Source organism: Riemerella columbipharyngis (assembly GCF_900101995.1).
Taxonomy (GTDB): Bacteria; Bacteroidota; Bacteroidia; order Flavobacteriales; family Weeksellaceae; genus Riemerella; species Riemerella columbipharyngis.
This window is the reverse complement of the sequence record NZ_FNAS01000008.1, coordinates 15,551-36,486: the sequence shown is the minus strand read 5'-3', so window position 1 is coordinate 36,486 and position 20,936 is coordinate 15,551. Positions and strand designations below refer to the sequence as shown.

The following is a 20,936-nucleotide window of genomic DNA, read 5'->3' as shown; positions in this document are numbered from 1 at the left end:
GGTTAAAGCATTCCCAGCTCAAATTTTGCCTCTTCGCTCATCATATCCTTGTTCCAAGTAGGCTCGAAGGTTAGTTCCAAATCGACATCTTTCACACCTTCTATATCAGATATTTTTTCTTTCACTTCCTGAGGAAGCGTTTCTGCAACGGGGCAATTGGGTGTAGTAAGCGTCATTACGATTTTTACGCTGCCCTCATCAGAGATTTGAACATCGTATACCAGCCCAAGCTCATAAATATCCACCGGTATCTCTGGATCATAGACTGTCTTGAGTGTTTTGATGATATTTTCGCCAATATTTGCAATTTGGTCGTCCGTATATTTCATAGATTAGATTTCAATTTATTATAAATAAAAGACAAAAATAAGAAAAAATATTTTTCGTGTATTTTTATTTATTCCAGTCTCTGCTTAAACGATGTCAAACAAATCTTGATTCTATCGTTATATTCTTTTATTTGATTAGTGTTATAACGATTTTTCTTGGATAATTATAAATAAAAACTGCTTTAATTTAATCATAAAGCAGTTTTTATTTATACGAGGAATTAGACTCTTATTTCAGAGCGGCAAGTGCAGACTGATAATCCGGCTCTTGACCAATTTCAGGAACTTGTTCTGTATAAACTACTTTTCCGCTTTCGTCTAAAACCACCACAGCTCTACTAAGCAAGCCTTTTAGAGGAGTGTCCGTTAGAGTTACGCCATAGTCTTCTCCGAATGTTCCTCGGAAATCGGATAGATTTTCCACATTATTAAGACCTTCTGCAGCACAGAAACGCCCTAAGGCAAATGGCAAATCCTTAGAGACATTTACCACAACAGTATTTTCTAAAGAAGAAGCCTCTTCATTAAACTTTCTTGCAGATGCAGCACAAATGCCCGTATCTACGCTTGGGAAAATGTTTAGTACAACTTTTTTACCTTTGAAGTCCGATAATGTTTTTTCACTTAAGTCTCCGCTTACGAGCGTAAACTCTCGGGCAGCATCTCCTACTTTTGGAAGCTCTCCTACGGTATGCGCAGGGGTTCCTTTTAATGTAATTGTAGCCATAAAATTAGGTTTAATAAAAATTATATTTTTTAGTTCAATAGATTGTGAGAAAGGTTATTTTCTCACAAAATTCTCTACATCTTTTTCCGAAACGGGATTTTCTCCTAAAATAATCAGCCGTTCTACCACATTTCTCAGCTCTCGGATATTCCCTGTCCAATCGAGTTTTTCCAATGCTTTTATCGCTTTTGCATCAAACTCTTTTACAGGACTGCCTTGTTCATTAGCAATCACTTTGGTAAAATGTTCTACCAATAGAGAGATATCCTCCTTTCTCTCGTTAAGAGATGGAACATGGATTTCTATCACGGATATTCTGTGGTATAAATCTTCGCGGAATTTTCCTTCTTCTATTTCTTTTTGAAGATTTTTATTGGTTGCAGTGATCACTCTCACATCTACTTTAATCTCCTTGTCGCTGCCGACCGGAGAGATTTTATTCTCTTGCAAAGCTCTCAAAACCTTAGCTTGAGCAGCTAAACTCATATCGCCTATTTCATCTAAAAATAAGGTGCCGCCATTGGCTTGTTCAAATTTTCCGGATTTATCCTTTACAGCTCCGGTGAAGGAACCTTTTGTATGTCCGAAAAGTTCACTTTCTATCAATTCAGAAGGTATGGCTGCACAATTTACTTCTACTATAGGCTGGTTGCTTCTATTGCTTTTCTCGTGAAGAGAATGTGCTACCAATTCTTTCCCTACGCCATTAGGACCGGTGATAAGCACTCTTGCCTCTGAAACAGCCACTTTATTAATTATATTTTTGATTTTTTTTAGGGCTTCGGATTCACCTATCATTTCATATTTTTTACTCACTTTTTTCTTAAGCTGTGAGTTTTCTTTTTTCAGGTTTTGATTGGCTTGTTGCAGTTTATTTCTATCTAAAGCATTCCTTACGCTTGTGATAAGCCTGTTGAGATCTATGGGTTTTTCTATAAAATCATAAGCTCCTTTTTTTATGCTATCTACAGCCGTATGGATATCACCATGAGCCGATATCATAATGAAAGCAGTATCAGGTTTTAATGCTAATGATTTTTCTAAAAGCTCTGTTCCGGAAAGTTTAGGCATTTTGATATCCGAAATAACCAAAGAAAAATCTTCATTTTCTATAAGTTTATACCCTTCCAGACCATCATCGGCAATTTGTATATCGTAGTCTGCCATTTCCTCGGAAAGAATATTTTTCAGTAATCCCGAGATGTTTTTTTCGTCTTCTACTATTAATATTTTTTGCATATCACAAAGATACAAAGTATTTCTTAATTAGACCTCTTACGGCAGCTTTACTGCTCGGCTTAGTCAAAATCCTGATGTGTATTGTCGTGCTTGTTGCGGTTCCAAATGAAAAGCCCCACAATAATTCCAACTACCCCTCCCAAGCCGTTAAGGGCAGCGTCTTGAAGTTTATTCGGAGAGTCATTGCCAATGTAATTCATCAAGAAAACAATGACGAATGTTAGTACAATGATGATTATGGTTTTAGGATTTTTGAAATTCATTTTTTATTTTAGTTAAGTTTTTACCAATCTATCCTTTACCCAAAGAGAAACTTAGGATAATAACCGCCAATACGACCAACGAAAGGAATGTGTACAGCTTGTCTTTCTCCTTGTAGAAGGCTATTGCGGCAAAGACAATCCTCATAATGGGCGTAAAGAGCATAAGCAAAACGCCGGTTTCTATAATGGCATGGGTTTCGCCAAGCATTAAATCTTTATAATAAGTGATAAAAGTATTTTCTGTGGGAGTGGCTTCCGGTATATTTATCACCAAATCTCCTCTAAATACCCCAATGATAATACCTATAAAAACGACAATTACAGAAGTCAAAACCCCTATTCTTAATAGATTTCCAACAAGGTTGTTCAACCGGGCTTCTTTATGTGCTAAATCATTCATTCTTAATGGAATTTACCGGTTAATCCTTTATAAATCATATAGACAGATAATGCTGCTGCTACGAGGCTGAAAATAACTTTCAGACTATGAGTTTTTATCTTCATAAATATTTTAGAACCAATGAAAGAACCTGCTACAACACCAATGAGAACCGGTGCTGCAATTTCTGGAATAATTTCTCCTCTTTGGAAGTAGATGAATGCACTTGCTGCTGCCGTTACCCCTATCATAAAATTACTTGTAGTAGTGGAAACCTTGAAAGGAAGTTTCATAATATTGTCCATTGCCAAAACTTTAAGTACTCCTCCTCCGATACCCAATAGTCCAGACATCATTCCTGCAAATCCCATCATGGCAAATCCTTCGAAAATATTAGTTGAAGAATACTGGGCTATTTTGCCGTTTTTGGGAAAACTACCATATAGTTTCAGTTTTCGGGCCCAAGAGTCTTCTATTATATCCAGTTGGTGGTCAGGTTTTTTTCGTATTCCAAGTACTGCCGTCAGCATTAGTATTAGCCCAAAAATAATTCCAATAGTATTGGAATCTAATATACCGGCCGCTAATGCTCCCAAAATCGCTCCGAAAGTAGTAGCAATTTCCAAGAAAATTCCTATTCTCATATTAGTGTAGCCTTCCTTAACGAAAGCCGATGCAGAGCCTGAAGAAGTTCCTATTACAGAGATGAGGGAAGCTCCTACAGCATAAGGAACAGGAATATGAAATCCTAAAGTAAGTATAGGGATAATCACCACTCCGCCACCCAACCCCGTAAGAGAACCGAGTAAACCTGCCGAAATGGCTCCTACAAATAATATCCAAAATTCTAACATAACCGATGAGATACAAAATTAGCGTTGAATAAATATAATCACCTCTTTTCTTTCCTATGGATTTTGCCTGATATTCAATGTCTGATTTGGGATATCCAAAGTCCTGATAGGATACGGAATGTTGATACCGTTTGCTTTAAACTTCTTCAGAATTTCCCTTCTGATTTCGTTTTTGGTCTGCGGCGCACGGAATAAATGTGTTGAAAAATAGAAGAGCTTTAAATCTAAGGAGCTGTCTCCGAAGTCTTCCAGCCTTACTATAGGCTCTTCGTTTTTCAAGACAAAGTTGTTTTCTAATGCCGCTTCGATTAGTAGTTTTGAGGCCAGATCTATGTCTGTGTTGTAGTGTACGCCTACAGAAATTTCGAATCTTACGATATTGTCTGCATGAGAATAATTGATGAATTTCTCTTTAGTTAGAATAGAATTCGGAAAAATTAAGCTTTTGTTGTCTCTGGTACGAATTGCCGTGGAACGCATATGGATCTGCTGAACACGTCCTACGATACCTTCTATTTCTATGATATCTCCTACTTTTATGGTTCTATCTAATAGGATAATGACTCCGGATATAAAATCCAAAAATAGATTCTGAAGTCCTAATCCCAACCCTACTAATAGAGCTCCAGAACCGAATAACAGGGGGGAAATATTGATGCCGATAGCCCTCATTGCAATAAAGAATACGAAGATGAGTATGAGATAATGAATAATCTGGGAAAAGGCAAATTTTTTACCTAAATCTAAACGCTCAGACCTGTAGATAATCTTCCGAATGAGTTTAGATGCGATAACTCCAAGTATGATAATCAGCAGTGCAATAGCTATTTCATAAACACTAAGAGAGTAGCCTCCAATGGAAAAAACTTTGTATTCCAAAATTTGTTTCAGGGTGAGGCTTACATCGTTAGTCAGATGGTTTACATTATCATTCATTGTCTGTTTATTTTATTTCGGTTACTACTTTGGTTCCTTCTTTTAAGAATAAATCTCTACTAAGATTTTTGATCCAAGATTTTTCTTTTTTGGCAAAAACAGTGTCTTTTTTAGCTCTCATCTGCTCATCGGAATTCATTGTAAACTTGAGCCCGTTGTTATATTTTCCTAAAGATTTGAAACGCTCGAGTTCTTTTTTTCTTTTAATCATCAGTGCTTCAAATTGGTTTATATTTAGGGGTAGTTTTTTTACTTTGTCGAGTTTCTCTTTCCATTTAATGGATTCTAATAATAATTGATAATCCTTGCTGGTTGCCATTCTTGCCTCACTATTTTTGATAATATTCTCTATATTGGGAATATAGAGCTTTGTGTATTCAGTAGGCTGTATTTTATCCCAAGGCAAGGCATTGTCTGCATATTTTTCACCAATCTCGGAGTACGAGAAACCGTCTTTCAGCGGAATGTCAGACGGGACACCTTTTAGTTGGTTAGATTCCCCGTTGATACCGTAGAATTTTTGTATCGTCATTTTCAAATCTCCAAAATCTTCGTTGGTATTAAGGAAGCGATTGAGTCCTATAAAAGTCTGTACCGTACCTTTACCGAAGGAAGTAGGAGAGCCAAGAATGATAGCTCTTTGATAATCTCTCATTGCCTGTGCTAATATCTCTGATGCCGATGCCGACAGCTCGTTTTGAAGCAATAGTAAAGGTCCTGTCCATATAGGGTTATTACTTTTGTTTCGGTGGGCTTGTGTATTTCCATTATTGTCTTTCACTTGTACTACAGGTCCTTGTTTAGTAAAGAGTCCCATCATATCCACTACCTCGGACAGAGAGCCACCTCCGTTGCTTCGGATATCTAAAATCATATATTGGGCTCCTTCTTTTTTGAGTTTTTCAAGCTCTGTTTTCACATCATCAGAAGCATTCCGGCCTTCTTTGTCGTCTTTGAAATCGGCATAAAATCCAGGTAGGTAGATGTATCCTATTTTCTTTTTGTCGGGGGTTTCAATCATAATACTCTTGGCAAAGGTATCTTCTATTTTTACTTTATCCCGTACTAAGGTGATTTCTTTTATGGTACCATCTTTTTTCATTATGGTGAGGGTTACTTTGGTTCCTTTTTTGCCTCTTATGTTTTTCACGACTTCCTCTATCAGCATTCCGCTTACATTGATGGCAGGTTCGTTGGGCAAAGGTTTTACTTTAAGAATTTTATCTCCTTCTGATAGCTCTTTGGATTTCCAAGCAGGAGCTCCTACGGTGAGTGGACCAAAATAAAAAGATCCTTTTTTCTCTTGTATCACTGCACCTATGCCTACGAACACTCCTGAAAATTGCACATCAAAATCTTCCTTATCTTTTGGGGAGTAGTAATTGGAGTGAGGGTCAAAAGCTTCTGTGTAAGCGTTCATATACATAGAGAATACATCCATTTCTTTGCGTTTTTGTATCCTTTTGAACATATTATTCATCAGGTTTTTTATTTCTTCGGTAGCCTTTTGTATTTTTTGTTCTTGGGTATAATGTTTTAGGGTAATGGTATCTTTTAGATGGTTTTTGTTTAAAGAATCTTTAAGTTTTTGTTTTGCTTCTTCCCGACTGTTCATTGTTTCCACTTCCTGCAAGATGTTGTATTTGATGAATCTTTTCCATTCATTATACAACTCTTTTTTGTCTGCAGGATAGTCTTTTATTTTAGGATCCAAAATCAAAGAATCATTCTCGTGAAGGTCGATAGGTTTGCTCAATATTTCTTTGCTAATGGACTTGATATACTCCACTCTTTTGGCAAGGGTATCTGTGGTTACCTTGAAGAAAGTCAAATCTCCTATCTCGAAATAGTTGTCCAGTTTATCTTTGAACAAGCTGAATTTATCCATATCAGACTTTAAGAAGTACTGTTTCATGGGGTCTATCTTGTCAAAGTATTTTTTATAGACATCTCTGGAGTAGGCGTCGTTTATTGGTCTCGGGTTGTAATGAAGATAGCTCAGAGTATTTTTTATGGCTACCATTATAGTCATCATTTTTTCATCATCGTTCTTTGGTGAGTTGAAGCAGAACATCATCGAAGTCAGCGGTATAAAAAGCAACAGCTTATTTAATCTGAATTTTTTAAACATAATTTTAAACCTTATCTATATCTATTGTAATTAAATCTTTAAGTTTGTATCTAAGTTACATTAGCACAAACAAACCTCAAAAATACTATTTATTTTTAATCTCTTATAATTTTTTGCCTAAATTTGCTCTAAATTTTTTAGAAAGATGGCTAAACCACTTATCTTAGTAACGAATGATGACGGCATCGCGGCACCGGGAATCCGGAATTTGGTAGAGTTTATGAACGAAATAGGTGAGGTGGTAGTGGTAGCTCCTAACTCTCCGCAGAGTGGTAAAGGACATGCGATTACGATTAACTCTACCCTTACCTTTGAAGAAATCAATATGCCGGGACCTCAGAGAGATTTTGCATTGAGCGGTACTCCTGTGGATTGTGTAAAATTTGCCTTAGATAAAATTCTTAACAGGACTCCGGATTTGGTAGTGTCCGGCATCAATCACGGATCCAATTCCTCTATCAATATTATCTATTCCGGAACTATGTCTGCAGCGGTAGAGGCAGGGGTAGAGGGGATTAGTGCAATTGGTTTCTCGTTGTTGGATTTCAGCTGGGATGCAGATTTTACCCAAGCCAAGGATTATATTCAGAAGATTGTGAAAACCACACTGGAAAATCCCTTGCCAAAAGGCATAGTGTTAAATGTTAATATTCCGAAACTCATCAAAGAAGAACTGAAAGGTATAAAAATATGCCGCCAAGCCAATGCTAAATGGGAAGAAAATTTTGATGAAAGAACCAATCCTCATGGTAAAAAATACTACTGGCTCACAGGCTACTTCAACAATATGGATGATGGAGACGATGCAGATGAAACCGCTCTATCCGAAGGGTATATAAGTATCGTTCCCGTGAAGTTTGACCTTACGGCTCACGAGCATATTACCCATTTGAAGGCTATTTTGGAGTAATGTTTTTGTTGTTCAATGAACTTCGTAAGGTTGGCAGAATGCTTGTATTGGGTGCGTTTTATCGGTAGAGTTTCGGAATGTTAATAAATTAGCTATAAGTGTCTTATTTTTTATCTAAAAGAAATCATCTGAAAATTCCTTATCTTTGTCGCTATTATTAAATATAGAATATGTCTAAAAGTTTAATACCAAAATTAGAAGCTATAAAACAACGCTACAATGAAGTAGCCGATCTTATTATACAGCCCGATGTAATCTCTGACCAAAAACGCTATTCCTCGCTCAATAAGGAATATAGTGATTTGGGCAAAATCGTTAAAGTTTTTGATGAGTATATGGGAGCTCTTCAAGCAATAGAGGAAGCCGATGAGATTATTTCAGATGGCTTTGATAAAGAACTTGCAGACCTTGCTAAAATAGAACGGCAAGAGGCACAAGAACGAATTCCCAAAATAGAAGAAGAACTAAAATATCTTCTAATCCCTAAAGACCCCGCAGACGATAAAAATGTAATGGTAGAGCTGCGAGCCGGAACAGGAGGCGATGAGTCCGCTATCTTTGTAGAAGATATTTACAGAATGTACGCTATGTACTTCAAGTCTCAAGGCTGGAAACACGAAATTACCGATGCCAACGAGGCTTCCAAAGGCTACAAAGAACTCATTATGAAAGTAGAGGGCAGTGGTGTCTATGGTATTATGAAATTTGAATCCGGTGTGCACCGCGTACAGCGTGTGCCGGAAACAGAATCTCAAGGAAGGGTACATACTTCTGCCATTACGGTAGCGGTACTCCCGGAAGCAGAAGAGGTAGATGTGGAAATCAATCCTGCGGATATAGAAATGCAAACTTCGCGTTCCGGTGGTGCCGGAGGGCAGAATGTAAATAAGGTAGAAACAAAAGTACAGCTTACCCACAAGCCTACGGGAATAGTAGTCGTCTGCCAGCAGGCACGCTCCCAATTGGCAAACAGAGAGCTGGCAATGGAAATGCTAAGGACAAAGCTCTATGATATAGAACTTCAGAAAGTGCAAGGAGACATCGCCGCACAGAGAAAAACAATGGTTTCTACCGGTGACCGTTCTGCGAAAATTAGAACTTATAACTATCCCCAAGGCAGGGTAACGGACCACCGTATTAATAAATCTATTTATAACCTTGACAACTTTATGAACGGGGATATTCAAGAAATGTTGGACGCTCTAATAATGGCAGAAAATGCCGAGAAAATGAAAGGCGAAGAGGAAAATATGTAACTCATCATCTAATGGAAAAACAAATGACAATAAAGGTTTATAGTTTCTCGTACAAAAAAGGAGGAATCCCCAGAGACACTACCGATAACGGCGGTGGGTTTGTATTTGATTGCAGAGGGATTCTCAATCCGGGGCGGTTAGAGGAATACAAATCAAAAACCGGAGCGGAACAAGGGGTACAACAGTTCTTGGAAGAGAAAACCCAGATGCCGAAATTCATCCAATTGGCGGAGCAAATTGTATCCATCAGTATTGAGAATTATTTATCCCGAGATTTCAAAAACCTGCAAATTTCATTTGGCTGCACTGGCGGACAGCATCGCTCTGTCTATGCCGCCATAAAAATGTCTGAGTATATACGAAAGCATTATCCGGAGGTAAAAGTAGAACTACAGCACAACGAACAGCCTCAGCTAAACTAAGAGCCTGTTTAAATTTTAATCAAATCTTTTTCTAAACAGCTACCACTCTATCGGCGTTTGTCCCTTAGAAACAAGGTAGTTGTTGATTTTAGAGAAAGGTTTACTTCCAAAAAAACCACGGTGTGCAGAGAGCGGAGACGGATGAACGGATTTAAGGACAAAGTGCTTGTGCGTATCTATCATCGCTTTTTTCTTCTGAGCAAACGAGCCCCATAAAACAAAAACAATATTTTCTTTTTCCTCGGATATTTTCTTGATGATAAAATCTGTGAATTGCTCCCAGCCTAAATCCTTATGAGAGTTTGCCTTGTGCCCCCTTACAGTAAGTGTTGCATTGAGAAGCAACACCCCTTGTTCTGCCCAGCATTCCAATTCATTAGAATGTTTTACAACCCCTAAATCGTCTTTTAGTTCGGCGAAAATATTTCGTAGAGATGGTGGTGCAGGAACTTGGTCTGATACCGAGAAGCAAAGTCCATTAGCCTGAAAATCTCCGTGATAAGGGTCTTGCCCGATGATAACCACCTTTATATCATCAAAAGGCGTAAGCTCTATGGCACGAAATATTTGCTTTTTTGGAGGAAAGCATTGGTGGGTCTGATATTCAAGTTTTACTTTTTTCCAAAGTGTATCAAAATAATTCGAATTTTTTATCGGAGCTAAAACTTCTTTCCAAGTCATAAAATTCATTTTGTATTTCAAAAGTACATAATTCAGTTTATTTTTTTTGAATATTTGTAAATAATAATTTTATGCATCCAATTTTAGAATTGTTTTTAATTTTGTATTTTTGATATATTTTTGTTTATTTGTAAACAATGTGCCTTATTAGAGTTTAAATTTTTATTTTAAAAAGTTTTTTGTGAATAGTATTATGTTTTTAATCCAAAAGAGTTCCTTATTTTTTTATTAACTTCGTTGTACAATATAGATTATGAAAAAAGCTGTTTTATATGGGAGTTTCGTAATGCTGGCAAGCATTTTTTTTAATTATTTTTCAGGGGAAAAAGATTGGGGTGTTAATGCGTATTATGGTGTTGCGTTCGGTTTAGCTTGGGGGCTTGCTTATTATTTGGATAGACCGGATTTTTTTCTTGCCAAAAAATTGATTCTCTCTTTATTGGGAATGATAGTGCTGTTGATTGCGGGTCTGATGTTTTTCAATACTATGATTGCGGTTCCTTCGTTGATAAGATTCTCTGCAGTATTCGTTGCCTATTATCTTTTAGCGAGTTTTAGAAGTTCTAAGAGCCTTAAAAAATAAGAATCAAGGATATGGTTTTTTATCAAAAAATCACTTACGACATCATGTTTCAGATTTTGCGAATGAAATCTAAGGTACCGTCTGTATTTTATTTTTACTTTTGCAAAATAAATTTTGAATTCCTCTAAAAACGATACCTCTATATGGAGCATAATATCAACTTTCTTATAGAGTTTCTCGGAACTATTGCCTTTGCGATGTCCGGTAGTTTTGCCGCTATGCAGAAGCGTTTAGATCCTTTCGGGGTTCTTATTATTGCTTTTGTTACATCTGTAGGCGGTGGTACGGTGAGGGACTTGCTCTTAGATGTTCCTGTGTTTTGGATGCACGATATGTGGAGCTGTTTTGTTATATTCATCACTTGTGTTATTTCTATGATTTTCAAGTCTATAGAGCATAATTTCAAAGTTACTTTATTTATATTTGACAGCTTCGGACTGGGGCTGTTTACCATCATAGGTATTCAAAAAGGGCTTACAGCAGGGCTCAATCCCACAATATGCATTACGCTGGGAACGATTACGGGTTGTTTTGGAGGGATTATCCGTGACATACTCTTGAATAAAATTCCTCTTATTTTCCGAAAAGAAATTTATGCAACGGCGTGTATCATTGGAGGGACCATATTTTTTCTAATGGATAAGTATTCTGATTTTTCTCTTGCATTTACACAAATTTTTACTATTCTTCTTATTGTTGTGATAAGAACATTAGCGGTAAAATACCAATGGCAATTCCCCAAATTTTATGATAATGCCAACAAACATTTAGGTTAAGAATAAATCTTTACCAGCCTCCGCTGGCTCCACCTCCTCCGAAGCTTCCGCCACCGCCAAAGCCTCCGAAGCCTCCTCCACCAAAGCCTCCTCCTCTGGAACCACCGCCGAATCCTCCCGGAAAAAATATTCCTCCGGGGTACATTCTTCTGCCACGGCTAGAAATAGTGGTTCCGCCATCATTATTTTGATTGGATAAAATAATCAAAATAACGACAACAATGATGAAAATCAAGATATACTGTGCGATATCCCCCTCAGAGTTGCTGTCATCTTGCTTTTTAATAGGTTTGTATTTGCCTTGCAGGGCTTCCATAATGGCATTGGTACCATTATCAATTCCTTGATAAAATTTCCCCTTGCGGAAGTAAGGCGTTACCATATAATCAAGGATTTCTCCTGCGGTAGATGCGGTGAGATATTGTTCTACCGAACGCCCTTGCTGTATAGACATCGTGTGGTCGTCCTTTGCAATTAAGAAAACCACGCCATTATCTACGCCTTTCTGCCCTATTCCCCATTTTTCGCCTATCATCGTCGCCAAAAAATTCACATCTTCTCCTTTTGTAGAAGGAATAATGACCACCTCTATTTCGGTGGAAGTAGAATCCGCATAGGCAATCAGTTTGTCATTAAGCTTTTTCTGCTCTTGTTTGGTGAGCATCTGTGCTTCATCAAAAACAGGATAGAGTACCTTTGGCTTTTCTGGAATCTGGTACCGGGCAAAAGCTAAGGCATATACGGCTAAGCATATACTTAAAAAGAATTTACGAAAAAGTGACATCGTCCGATAGTTCATTTATCTTATTTTCATAAGTGGGAAAATGCCGTTTCAGCTCTATACCGGCTTCGCGTACGGCATTTTCTAATGCTTTGGTATAAATCCCTTTGGCAAACAAAGCTGTAGTCTTATCGTACAAACGGTCCCAAAACTCTTGTTTCACTTTGTGGTGGATACCTTCATCCCCGATAATGGTGAGGTATTTAAGTTCAAAATTGATATGGAATAGTACGGCATTTCGTTCTTTAGTTTTGTGCATTTCCAAAATTTGAAACACTTCCCATGCCCGTTCAGCCGGATTTCCTTCTTTATTCGTATCTATATGGATGCGTATTTCTCCCGAAGTGCTGTGCTCGGCTTCACGAATGGCTTCTACCAAACAATTGATATCTTGTTTTTTGAGGTATGTTTCCATTAGTCAAATGGTTATTTACTTAAAAACTTCCGGTGCTTTTTCAGCCCCTGCTTCTGCTTGGAAATAAGGTTTTGGCATAAAGTGAAACAATCCCGCAAGAATATTACTCGGGAACTGCTGTATTGTTACATTATACTGTTTTGCAGCATCATTGAAATAAACAGTCTCCGTACGGATACTATTTTCAATAGCCGTATATTCTCTTTGGAAATTAATGTATTGCTGGTCGGCTTTTAGGTTCGGATAGCTTTCTACTACAGCCATTAATCGGCTAAGAGCACCGCTAAGTTGACCTTGGGTCGCCTGGAATTTTGCCATATCGGCTTCCGTCATATTGGTAGGGTCAATATTTATAGATGTGGCTTTGGATCGTGCTTCAATAATATCGGTAAGTGTAGATTTTTCAAAATTAGAGTAGCTTTTTACGGCTCTCTCAAGATTAGGAATCAAATTAGCTCTTTTCTGATAAACCGTTTCTACATTAGACCATTTAGAAGATACATTCTGCTGCAAGTTTACAAAATTATTGTAAGCGTTTTTCATCCACAGACCTACGCCTAACAATACGATTAATAGGAATACACCTATTCCTCCTGCGATAACACATCCTTTATTTTTCATAACTAAATTTTTATTTGGGGGTAAATTTACAAATAATATGCTAAATTTGCTCAAAACAAAGATAAATGATTACTATCATCGTCGCTATGGACAAGAAAAATGGCATTGGGAACAATAATCAGCTCCTATGGCATCTTCCAAAAGACTTGAAACACTTTAAGGATATTACTTCAGGACATCCGGTTATTATGGGAAGAAGAACTTATGAAAGCATAGGGAAGCCGCTGCCCAACCGTACAAATATCGTCATTAGTTCTCGCAACGATTGGTTTCAGGAGGGGATTCTCATCGTCGGCAGTATAAAGGAAGCCATTAAATACGCCCAAAAAATAGATGAAGACATTTTCATTATTGGCGGAGGAAATATTTATCAGCAGACCATAGATCTGGCAGATAGATTGGAGGTAACCCTCGTGGATACCGAGCTGAGGGCAGATACTTATTTCCCGAATATCAATCCCGCTGAATGGAAAAAAACAAAGGATTCTTTTTACGCTAAAGATGAAAAAAATCCTTTTAATCTACACTTTATAACTTACGAAAAGACTTCCTAAGAGTCTCCGTCTTTTTTAGTAAATTTCATTAGTAGAATATTTCCTTTGTAAATATTCAGCGTATTGCCGTCGCTTACATATTTGTCAGCTTGAGAAAGCATATTGAGGAAAGCCTGCTCCACTTGAGTATTCTTACAAGCCATACGCGTAGTAGCTATGTTTTTTACTGAGAAAGTTCCGTTGTTTTTGTCTACTATAGCATAGCCAAAATAGGTATTGCAACCCGCCGTACCGGATATTTTATCTTGGTCAATATGTATGGTAGGAATCTCAGAATTTTTGAGGGTTTCACCTGTCATTATCCAAGTGATGCCGTGGATATTGTTTTGCATTTTACCTAATTTCAAATTTGCGACACTGCTGCAAGCTATTGTTACAAGGCTTAAAATTATCCCTAAAATTACTTTTTTCATATTTTTAATTTTGTTAAAACTCTTTGTTTTTCAATTTCTATCTTCTCAATTCTGCCTTAAAAACTTTTTCAAATTTTCCAATCAAAGATTGCATAATCTGAGAAATTTCTTTTTCCTCTAATGTCTTTTCTTCATTTAAAAGTTCAAAGCTTAGTGCATAAGATTTTTTACCTTTCGGTAAATTTTCACCTTCATAAACATCAAACAGATTAATTTTTTTCAGATATTTAGACTTATCTTTCAGGACTTCGTTTAAGAGGTCTGTGTAAGAAATACTTTTGTCTAAAAGTAAAGCTAAATCTCTGCGAACAGTATTAAACTTCGGAACATCTTGGAATTTTAATCGGTTTTTGCTTCTAACTTCTTGGCAGTATTCTGTTTCTATTTCTGCATAGTAAGTTTCTTGTTCTATATCATACTCTTTTAGCAGCTCATTGGATACTTTGCCTAACCTTGCCAATACCTTTCCATCGGAAACAAACTCCAAAGCTTCGGAAAAACGAGAGTTGTTAAGAGGTTTTTCTTCAATGCCGATATTCAGCTTTTGCATCAAAATATTTATATAAGCTTTCAGATGATAGAAATTTGTGGCGGATTTTGGGACAAGCCAATTTTCAGCTTGGTCTCTTCCGGATACCAATATTGCTAATTGTTTTCTCTCTTCGTATGTCTCAAACTTATGATAAATTTTCCCCAATTCGAAGAATTTTATATCCGCATTTTTACGGTTGATGTTATAAGCTGCATTCTGAAGCAATCCTCCTAAAAGCGATTTTCTCATAAACGCCAAATCGTTGCTCAGCGGGTTGAGAAGTTTCACCGCATCGGTTTCGTCTTTCACAGAGGTAAGGGAATTGTTCATTACTTCGTGGAAGCCATTGGACTGAAGCGTTCTTGCCCAAGAGTTTTCTAAGTCGTCTTGGTCCTCAAAGCTCAATTTTACAGGAGTAAATGAGATTTTTTCTGGAGATTCTATTTTATTATAGCCATAGATTCTTAGGATTTCTTCTATTACGTCTATCTCTCTCGTAACATCAGCACGATAGTTCGGTACGGAAAGCTCTAATCCGTCCGGTATTTCGTTAAGGATATCTATTTCTAAAGATTTCAAAATCTTTTTGATATTTTCTCTATGAAGTTTGATGCCTAATACTTGGTCTATTTTAGAATACCTCAATACTACATAATGGGGTTTAATTTTTTCAGGATAAAATTCTATTAAATCTCCCACCAGCTCGGCTCCTGCAATATCTATCAATAGTCTTATTGCTTTTGTGATGCTGGTTCTCACATTATTCACATCGATCCCTCTTTCAAATCGGAATGAAGCATCAGTATTTAGCCCGTGGGCTTTTGCGGCTTTTCTTACCGCCACAGGATTGAAATAGGCACTTTCTAAAAATACCGTTGTTGTTTGCTCGGTCACGCCCGAGTTTTCTCCTCCGAATACTCCGGCGATACACATAGGGGTATGTTGTGCATCTTTAATGATGATTTCAGAACCGTTCAATATTCTTTCTACACCATCTAAAGTTTTCATTTTGGTTCCCTCCGGGCAAGTTCCTACAATGACTTTTTGTCCGGAAATTTTATCGGCATCAAAGGCGTGTAGCGGCTGTCCCAGTCCGTGTAGAACATAGTTGGTAATATCCACTACATTGTTTATTGGCGATAGGCCTATTGCTTTTAGTCTATTTTTAAGCCATTCCGGAGATTCTGCTACTTTTATATTTTTGAGAATAGCCCCTATATATCTTGGACAAAGGTTTTGGTCCTCTACTTCTATTTCAAACAGATGCTCTCCCTCCGGCTGGAAAACCTCTGATTTTACATTTTCAAACTCGGAAGTAAAAACATTAGATGCGTAGAGGAATGCGTGCAAGTCTCTGGCTACGCCATAGTGAGACATTGCGTCTGTTCGGTTTGGGGTGAGGCCTATCTCATAAACTTCATCATTGACCAAATCAAAATAATCAGCAAAAGGTTTTCCTACCTCATAACTTTCATCTAATACCATTATGCCCTCGTGATTGTCGCTTAGCCCTAATTCATCTTCCGCACAAATCATTCCTTCGGAAACTTCGCCTCTTATTTTGGCTTTTTTGATTTCAAAGGAATTACCGTTCTTATCGTACAGAACAGTTCCTACTACGGCTACCGGCACCGTTTGTCCGGCTTCTACATTAGGTGCCCCACAAACGATATCAAGTACCTTCCCGCCTATGTCTACGGTAGTTTTTTTCAGTTTATCCGCATTAGGGTGTTTTTCGCATGTAAGAACTTTTCCCACCATGATGCCTTTAAGGCTTCCTTTCACAGATTCGTAATTCTCTATGCCTTCTACTTCCAGCCCTATGTCTGTAAGGTATTGTCCTATTTTTTCAGCACTTAAATCTGTTTTGATATAATCTTTAAGCCAATTTCCGGAAATTTTCATTGCTTATTTTTCTAATTAGTTGTTTTGTTTTATTCTTATAAATAAAATTTGAGACCTGAAGCCTTCCAAATCTCAAATTTAATTTTTTTGGATAATGCTTCCTAAAGACCTACAACAGGCATAGATAGCATCAAAATATGCTCGTTTTCATCAAGCCCATCCACAGGCTCTATGATACCAGGCCTGCTAGGCTGGGACATTTTCACGGTAATATCTTCTGAATTAAGTACAGAAAGCATCTCTGCAAAAAATTTGGAGCTAAATCCTATATTGATGTCTTCCCCTTGATAATTACAAGGTACCTGCATATCTGCTTTATTTGAATATTCGGTGTCTTCTGCGTGCAGATGAAGAATGTTTCCGGATAGTCTAAACCTTACCTGATTGGTAGATTTGTTGGAAAGTACAGCTGCAGTCCGTATAGAAGAGAGAAGCAAATCTCTGTTTACGGTCAGTACATTTGGGTTGTCTTGTGGGATTACAGCACTATAGTTAGGGTATTTGCCATCTATCAATCTACAAATCCAAGTATGGTTGCTGAATGTGAACTTAGCCATATTTTCATTAAACTCTATCACTACTTCTTCATCAGAATTGGAAAGAATATTTTTGAAAATAGACAATGCTTTTTTAGGCAATATAAACTCTGCCGGCTCTTCTGTTTTGATGTCATTTCTGCTGTAAACAACGAGTCTGTGGGAGTCTGTTGCTACAAAGTTGGCTTTGTCTTCACCAAATTGAAAGAATACCCCCGTCATTACAGGACGAAGAGAGTCATTACTTGTTGCAAAAAGTGTATTTACGAGAGCTTCTGCCAAAACTCCGGACTGTAACTTCACGCTACGTGCAGCACTGAATTCCGGAATTTCAGGATAATCCTCTTCATTGTCAAGAGCCACCGCAAAGGTATCTCTGTCATTGAGTATTTCTAAACTTTTGCCATTTTCCACTTCTTTAACGATGAAAGTAAGTGGCTGGTCCCCGAAGTTTTTAATCAAATCCTGAAAAGTTCTTGCTAATACGGCTATTTTACCATCGGAATCGGATTTCACGGGAACGGTAGTCATAAGGGTAGTTTCCCCGTCAGAAGCTGTAATTCTAAGGGTTTCGCCTTCTGTTTCCAGTAAATAGTTTTCTAATATAGGGCGAGACTGTGAGCTGCTAATAACACCACTCACTTTTTGTAAAGCCTTTTGAAGCTCGCCACTCGATATAATGAATTTCATAAATCAAATATATTTAGGATACAAATATAAAATTTTTAATCGAAAAAAGAGTGTTCCGTTAAGATTTTCTCTTGAGAATTTTTACACATTGTTCCTCTTACCAAACCTTAATGGCTTTATCTGTCTAAGTATTCTTTTGTTCATTAATCAAAAAACTTATGTTAGTAGAGGTCTAACGGGATTTCATTGGTATTATCTACAACCTTATAATTCAGTGCTTTTGCTAAGACGAAAATCTCTTTAAGATTACTTATCAATTGTTTCTTGCCGGCTTCTTTTAGTTTTTCTTGATCTACCATTTTGTACGCGGCATCTTTAGCTTTTTGCGTGATGTGTTTGATGTCTTTCTGTGAAAAACGATTGTAAAAAGAGTCGTCCATAGACTGAATTTCCACACTTGGGATAATGGTTATTTTCGGCTGCGGCAGCGTTTCAATGATGAGTTTCTTATTGAGGCTGTCCACCTTTATTTTCATCTTGGATAAGTCGTAGGACACCTGTACATTCGTCTTTGTAAAAGTGATGATATGCTTATCCGAAGATGGTAAATAAGAGCTCCCGAATAGTTCGTGAGAAATAGTGGTTTTTTGCATCATAGAAAGATTTTGTTCCATCACTACCATTTTATTCATTTTAGAAATTTGGTTGGTAATGATGTAGTAATCGCTCACGGATTTGTCTTCATTTTTCTTGGTAAATCCTTTCCACGCAAAGAATACCAACAGAGACAATAATATCCCTGCCAAAAATCCTATTCCTATTTTTAATTTTGACAAAATATCACAATTTTATAGTTAAGCTGCCGTTACTCTTGTTGTAAAGCTTCTTTTGTTGCCTTTCTTCTTGATTTTTTCTTATGCTTTTTCTTAGGTGCAGTTACTTTCTTGGCAGGAGAATATTTTTCCACAGCCACCAAAAGTTGTTTTTCTATATTCGCAATGTCAGAAGGCATCGGTGTAATACGCTCTACCTCTTGCCCGTACTGTTCCAGAATAATAGTAGGAACAGAGGAAACATGGTATTTGATTTCTTCACTTTCAGGTGAATCCATTCTTCTGCTCAGAGCGATGATATCTAATTTTTGTAAAGGATAATCAGCGCCTTTTATCACTTTTATAAACTTAGGAAATACCTCTTGGCTCTGTCCGTCCCAAGTTGCTAAAAAGAACTTGATTTTGTATTTGTTGAGTTTGTGTCCTTTTTTTAGGGCTTCCACTGTTTGTGCGTCAGGGGTATAATTGGCGTATTGGAAGTCATACCAAGTTTTGAAAGGCTCTTTGTTGAACTGGCTCAGCGTTTGTTTTCCGAGCAATATTTTGCCGTATTCTTGGGATGCCGCTTCTCTATTGACCACTACTTTTTGAATGGTAGAGCAAGAATAAGCAGATATAGCTCCTAATAAGGAAATGCTTAATATTTTGAAGAGTTTATTTTTCATAAATTTATAGTTATAAGATTTTACTTTTCTAATATATTTTTTAAATTTGCCGGTGAGTAATATTTGTTTTTCAGAACCTTGTTGTCTGATATACGATGGACATTATATTTGTCTCCGGATTTTACATAATGGGCTTCTTCGCCTTTGGTGGTTTTGTAATGTTCTATGGTTTCTTTAGCTTGTTGTTCATTGTCACAAGCTTTGGACATATTAGAACGCTGGACTTCGTTGAACAATTCTACAAATTTATTCCCCAAGCCAAATTCCAATACTGCACCGCTCAGTACATACTGCAAATCACATAGAGCATCTGCCACCTCTACCAAATCATGGTTTTCAATGGCTTTTTTTAGTTCGTCTAATTCCTCTTGTAGAAGTTTCACTCTTAGTTCGCATCTTTCCTTAGAGGGGATTTGCGGTGTTTCTAAAATAGGCGCGCGGAATGTCTTGTGAAATTCTGCCACCTGATTGAGGCTGTCTATTTTGTCCATTATAATATTTTTCTAAATTTTCAACAAAGATAAAAAAAAGCACCGAAATACATTACCCCTATTTATAAAGGCTATTTCTAAGTGATTTTTATTCTGTTTACGAAAAAAAACTTTTGTAATTTTGCTCATAGTTCATAAAATGCATATCTTAGCAGTTAAATAACTAATTATTATGAAAAAAATATTTTTTGCATTTTTCGCAGCTACGGCATTGGTAGCATGCAAAAGAGGAAGTGATAACGTTGATACCCCTACTATTCCTGATGATAACATTTTACCTAAGAGCTTCACAACGATGAGTTATGAGGAAGATAAACATATTGACACGACAATTTTGACATTCAACTACAATGGTAACAAAGTCTCGAATCTGGAAAGAGTTTCGGGCGACGAAAAAGAAAAAATAACATTTAGTTATAATGGTGATTTTATAATTTCTGTGCAGGATAAAGAGGATGAATATGAATTTGAATATGATTCTAATGGAAATTTAGCGAAAGAAATACATACGAAAAAACATAACGGTAATAAAAATATATTTGAGATAACATATACCATTAATGGAGATATAGTAAATGCTATAAATGAAGTAAAAGACATGGAAAATAATGGTGTAGTTAATCATTCATCTCAAGAAAGTCTCACATATACTTTAGACAACCATAAGCAAATCATTAAATCAATAAGTAACTTAAAACGAAGTTCTGTAATACGAAATACAGAAGACACTTACACTTATGACAACAAAAATTCTGTTTTCAAAAATATAGCAGGATTTAAATATCTATCTTACTCTAATTTTCTTAGAAATTTTATAATACCTTCTAGTTTTAATAATGTTACATATACATATAGCAAAGAGACAATAACTGTTCTTAATGATTCTAATACAGAAATACATGGAAAATACGAAAACAAATATACCTATAGATATAATAACAAGGGGTATCCGTCGGAAATAAGTAGTTCATATAGTTCAGATGATAGTACTTTTGAAAAAGACTTTGATACTAAGATAGAATACAACAAGTAATAATGACAAAACCCACTCTTAGTAGTGGATTTTTTTTGTTC

General features: G+C 36.8%; 25 protein-coding genes. 7 read left to right on the top strand and 18 right to left on the bottom strand.

Translation table 11 applies throughout. From position 1 onward, the window contains the following. Positions 1–2: 2 nt before the first annotated feature. The 8 genes from BLS89_RS05665 to BLS89_RS05630 form a co-directional block, all read right to left on the bottom strand. Entirely contained in the window at positions 3–329 is a 327-nt protein-coding gene (locus BLS89_RS05665) for an SUF system Fe-S cluster assembly protein (RefSeq protein WP_092736523.1), read from the bottom strand. 229 nt (positions 330–558) lie between these two features. Next, complete coding sequence (tpx, locus tag BLS89_RS05660) at positions 559–1,056, bottom strand: thiol peroxidase (protein ID WP_092736522.1); 498 nt, start codon at positions 1,054–1,056, stop codon at positions 559–561. A 54-nt stretch (positions 1,057–1,110) separates the two neighbouring features. Next, entirely contained in the window at positions 1,111–2,295 is a 1,185-nt protein-coding gene (locus BLS89_RS05655) for a sigma-54-dependent transcriptional regulator (protein WP_092736521.1), read from the bottom strand. A gap of 59 nt (positions 2,296–2,354) precedes the next feature. After that, positions 2,355–2,558, bottom strand: a complete 204-nt coding sequence (locus tag BLS89_RS05650; RefSeq protein WP_092736520.1) for a hypothetical protein — start codon at positions 2,556–2,558, stop codon at positions 2,355–2,357. 28 nt (positions 2,559–2,586) lie between these two features. Next, complete coding sequence (locus BLS89_RS05645; RefSeq protein ID WP_092736519.1) at positions 2,587–2,958, bottom strand: DUF1634 domain-containing protein; 372 nt, start codon at positions 2,956–2,958, stop codon at positions 2,587–2,589. 2 nt (positions 2,959–2,960) lie between these two features. Continuing rightward, positions 2,961–3,791 carry a sulfite exporter TauE/SafE family protein gene (locus BLS89_RS05640; RefSeq protein WP_092736518.1) on the bottom strand — a complete coding sequence of 277 codons (831 nt, stop codon included), beginning with the start codon at positions 3,789–3,791 and terminating at the stop codon, positions 2,961–2,963. A gap of 54 nt (positions 3,792–3,845) precedes the next feature. Then, entirely contained in the window at positions 3,846–4,727 is an 882-nt protein-coding gene (locus tag BLS89_RS05635; RefSeq protein WP_092736517.1) for a mechanosensitive ion channel family protein, read from the bottom strand. A gap of 7 nt (positions 4,728–4,734) precedes the next feature. Next, positions 4,735–6,858, bottom strand: coding sequence for a carboxy terminal-processing peptidase (locus BLS89_RS05630; RefSeq protein WP_092736516.1), 2,124 nt, complete (start codon positions 6,856–6,858; stop codon positions 4,735–4,737). A 145-nt stretch (positions 6,859–7,003) separates the two neighbouring features. On the opposite strand from BLS89_RS05630, the gene surE reads away from it, so the two are divergent. The 3 genes from surE (at position 7,004) to BLS89_RS05615 (ending at position 9,446) form a co-directional block, all read left to right on the top strand. Beyond that, positions 7,004–7,768: a 5'/3'-nucleotidase SurE gene (gene surE, locus BLS89_RS05625; RefSeq protein WP_092736515.1), complete on the top strand. Its 765-nt coding sequence runs from the start codon at positions 7,004–7,006 to the stop codon at positions 7,766–7,768. 170 nt (positions 7,769–7,938) lie between these two features. Next, the gene (prfA, locus tag BLS89_RS05620) at positions 7,939–9,024 is read left to right on the top strand and encodes a peptide chain release factor 1 (protein WP_092736514.1); all 1,086 of its coding nucleotides are present in this window, start codon (positions 7,939–7,941) and stop codon (positions 9,022–9,024) included. Positions 9,025–9,035: 11 nt separating this feature from the next. Then, the gene (locus BLS89_RS05615; RefSeq protein WP_092736513.1) at positions 9,036–9,446 is read left to right on the top strand and encodes a RapZ C-terminal domain-containing protein; all 411 of its coding nucleotides are present in this window, start codon (positions 9,036–9,038) and stop codon (positions 9,444–9,446) included. A gap of 39 nt (positions 9,447–9,485) precedes the next feature. Here the strand turns inward: BLS89_RS05615 and BLS89_RS05610 are convergent, their stop codons facing one another. Beyond that, the gene (locus BLS89_RS05610) at positions 9,486–10,127 is read right to left on the bottom strand and encodes a uracil-DNA glycosylase (protein ID WP_092736512.1); all 642 of its coding nucleotides are present in this window, start codon (positions 10,125–10,127) and stop codon (positions 9,486–9,488) included. A gap of 253 nt (positions 10,128–10,380) precedes the next feature. Here BLS89_RS05610 and BLS89_RS05605 point away from each other — a divergent pair, with 253 nt between their 5' ends. Beyond that, entirely contained in the window at positions 10,381–10,710 is a 330-nt protein-coding gene (locus BLS89_RS05605) for a hypothetical protein (RefSeq protein WP_092736511.1), read from the top strand. Between the two features lie 143 nt (positions 10,711–10,853). After that, entirely contained in the window at positions 10,854–11,486 is a 633-nt protein-coding gene (locus BLS89_RS05600) for a trimeric intracellular cation channel family protein (protein WP_092736510.1), read from the top strand. 10 nt (positions 11,487–11,496) lie between these two features. Here the strand turns inward: BLS89_RS05600 and BLS89_RS05595 are convergent, their stop codons facing one another. From BLS89_RS05595 to BLS89_RS05585, 3 genes are read right to left on the bottom strand one after another with little or no spacing between them, the layout of a single operon-like run. Continuing rightward, entirely contained in the window at positions 11,497–12,270 is a 774-nt protein-coding gene (locus BLS89_RS05595) for a TPM domain-containing protein (protein WP_092736509.1), read from the bottom strand. Then, on the bottom strand, positions 12,254–12,682 hold the full coding sequence (locus tag BLS89_RS05590) for a TPM domain-containing protein (RefSeq protein WP_092736508.1): 429 nt from the start codon (positions 12,680–12,682) through the stop codon (positions 12,254–12,256). The genes BLS89_RS05595 and BLS89_RS05590 overlap by 17 nt, the downstream gene beginning before the upstream one ends. A 15-nt stretch (positions 12,683–12,697) precedes the next feature. After that, complete coding sequence (locus tag BLS89_RS05585) at positions 12,698–13,303, bottom strand: LemA family protein (RefSeq protein ID WP_092736507.1); 606 nt, start codon at positions 13,301–13,303, stop codon at positions 12,698–12,700. A gap of 65 nt (positions 13,304–13,368) precedes the next feature. Between BLS89_RS05585 and BLS89_RS05580 the strand changes: the two genes are divergently transcribed. Then, positions 13,369–13,857 carry a dihydrofolate reductase gene (locus BLS89_RS05580; RefSeq protein WP_092736506.1) on the top strand — a complete coding sequence of 163 codons (489 nt, stop codon included), beginning with the start codon at positions 13,369–13,371 and terminating at the stop codon, positions 13,855–13,857. On the opposite strand, the gene BLS89_RS05575 is transcribed toward BLS89_RS05580, so the two are convergent. The 6 genes from BLS89_RS05575 to BLS89_RS05550 form a co-directional block, all read right to left on the bottom strand. Beyond that, entirely contained in the window at positions 13,854–14,270 is a 417-nt protein-coding gene (locus tag BLS89_RS05575) for an META domain-containing protein (RefSeq protein WP_092736505.1), read from the bottom strand. The genes BLS89_RS05580 and BLS89_RS05575 overlap by 4 nt on opposite strands. Before the next feature lie 37 nt (positions 14,271–14,307). Then, complete coding sequence (gene pheT, locus BLS89_RS05570) at positions 14,308–16,707, bottom strand: phenylalanine--tRNA ligase subunit beta (RefSeq protein WP_092736504.1); 2,400 nt, start codon at positions 16,705–16,707, stop codon at positions 14,308–14,310. Between the two features lie 101 nt (positions 16,708–16,808). Beyond that, the gene (dnaN, locus tag BLS89_RS05565) at positions 16,809–17,933 is read right to left on the bottom strand and encodes a DNA polymerase III subunit beta (RefSeq protein WP_092736503.1); all 1,125 of its coding nucleotides are present in this window, start codon (positions 17,931–17,933) and stop codon (positions 16,809–16,811) included. 161 nt (positions 17,934–18,094) lie between these two features. After that, a complete protein-coding gene (locus BLS89_RS05560) occupies positions 18,095–18,709 on the bottom strand; it encodes a DUF4230 domain-containing protein (RefSeq protein WP_092736502.1) in 615 nt (204 codons plus the stop codon). A gap of 29 nt (positions 18,710–18,738) precedes the next feature. Beyond that, a complete protein-coding gene (locus BLS89_RS05555; protein ID WP_092736501.1) occupies positions 18,739–19,371 on the bottom strand; it encodes a thioredoxin domain-containing protein in 633 nt (210 codons plus the stop codon). A gap of 20 nt (positions 19,372–19,391) precedes the next feature. Continuing rightward, a complete protein-coding gene (locus BLS89_RS05550) occupies positions 19,392–19,862 on the bottom strand; it encodes a pyrophosphohydrolase domain-containing protein (protein ID WP_092736500.1) in 471 nt (156 codons plus the stop codon). 172 nt (positions 19,863–20,034) lie between these two features. On the opposite strand from BLS89_RS05550, the gene BLS89_RS05545 reads away from it, so the two are divergent. Next, positions 20,035–20,895: a hypothetical protein gene (locus tag BLS89_RS05545; RefSeq protein WP_092736499.1), complete on the top strand. Its 861-nt coding sequence runs from the start codon at positions 20,035–20,037 to the stop codon at positions 20,893–20,895. Positions 20,896–20,936 lie beyond the last annotated feature (41 nt).

Excerpts from the sequence above, each read along its gene's own strand:
- BLS89_RS05665 (WP_092736523.1), bottom strand. The coding sequence starts at position 329 with ATGAAATATACGGACGACCAAATTGCAAATATTGGCGAAAATATCATC.
- tpx (WP_092736522.1), bottom strand. The coding sequence starts at position 1,056 with ATGGCTACAATTACATTAAAAGGAACCCCTGCGCATACCGTAGGAGAG.
- BLS89_RS05655 (WP_092736521.1), bottom strand. The coding sequence starts at position 2,295 with ATGCAAAAAATATTAATAGTAGAAGACGAAAAAAACATCTCGGGATTA.
- BLS89_RS05650 (WP_092736520.1), bottom strand. The coding sequence starts at position 2,558 with ATGAATTTCAAAAATCCTAAAACCATAATCATCATTGTACTAACATTC.
- BLS89_RS05645 (WP_092736519.1), bottom strand. The coding sequence starts at position 2,958 with ATGAATGATTTAGCACATAAAGAAGCCCGGTTGAACAACCTTGTTGGA.
- BLS89_RS05640 (WP_092736518.1), bottom strand. The coding sequence starts at position 3,791 with ATGTTAGAATTTTGGATATTATTTGTAGGAGCCATTTCGGCAGGTTTA.
- BLS89_RS05635 (WP_092736517.1), bottom strand. The coding sequence starts at position 4,727 with ATGAATGATAATGTAAACCATCTGACTAACGATGTAAGCCTCACCCTG.
- BLS89_RS05630 (WP_092736516.1), bottom strand. The coding sequence starts at position 6,858 with ATGTTTAAAAAATTCAGATTAAATAAGCTGTTGCTTTTTATACCGCTG.
- surE (WP_092736515.1), top strand. The coding sequence starts at position 7,004 with ATGGCTAAACCACTTATCTTAGTAACGAATGATGACGGCATCGCGGCA.
- prfA (WP_092736514.1), top strand. The coding sequence starts at position 7,939 with ATGTCTAAAAGTTTAATACCAAAATTAGAAGCTATAAAACAACGCTAC.
- BLS89_RS05615 (WP_092736513.1), top strand. The coding sequence starts at position 9,036 with ATGGAAAAACAAATGACAATAAAGGTTTATAGTTTCTCGTACAAAAAA.
- BLS89_RS05610 (WP_092736512.1), bottom strand. The coding sequence starts at position 10,127 with ATGACTTGGAAAGAAGTTTTAGCTCCGATAAAAAATTCGAATTATTTT.
- BLS89_RS05605 (WP_092736511.1), top strand. The coding sequence starts at position 10,381 with ATGAAAAAAGCTGTTTTATATGGGAGTTTCGTAATGCTGGCAAGCATT.
- BLS89_RS05600 (WP_092736510.1), top strand. The coding sequence starts at position 10,854 with ATGGAGCATAATATCAACTTTCTTATAGAGTTTCTCGGAACTATTGCC.
- BLS89_RS05595 (WP_092736509.1), bottom strand. The coding sequence starts at position 12,270 with ATGTCACTTTTTCGTAAATTCTTTTTAAGTATATGCTTAGCCGTATAT.
- BLS89_RS05590 (WP_092736508.1), bottom strand. The coding sequence starts at position 12,682 with ATGGAAACATACCTCAAAAAACAAGATATCAATTGTTTGGTAGAAGCC.
- BLS89_RS05585 (WP_092736507.1), bottom strand. The coding sequence starts at position 13,303 with ATGAAAAATAAAGGATGTGTTATCGCAGGAGGAATAGGTGTATTCCTA.
- BLS89_RS05580 (WP_092736506.1), top strand. The coding sequence starts at position 13,369 with ATGATTACTATCATCGTCGCTATGGACAAGAAAAATGGCATTGGGAAC.
- BLS89_RS05575 (WP_092736505.1), bottom strand. The coding sequence starts at position 14,270 with ATGAAAAAAGTAATTTTAGGGATAATTTTAAGCCTTGTAACAATAGCT.
- pheT (WP_092736504.1), bottom strand. The coding sequence starts at position 16,707 with ATGAAAATTTCCGGAAATTGGCTTAAAGATTATATCAAAACAGATTTA.
- dnaN (WP_092736503.1), bottom strand. The coding sequence starts at position 17,933 with ATGAAATTCATTATATCGAGTGGCGAGCTTCAAAAGGCTTTACAAAAA.
- BLS89_RS05555 (WP_092736501.1), bottom strand. The coding sequence starts at position 19,371 with ATGAAAAATAAACTCTTCAAAATATTAAGCATTTCCTTATTAGGAGCT.
- BLS89_RS05550 (WP_092736500.1), bottom strand. The coding sequence starts at position 19,862 with ATGGACAAAATAGACAGCCTCAATCAGGTGGCAGAATTTCACAAGACA.
- BLS89_RS05545 (WP_092736499.1), top strand. The coding sequence starts at position 20,035 with ATGAAAAAAATATTTTTTGCATTTTTCGCAGCTACGGCATTGGTAGCA.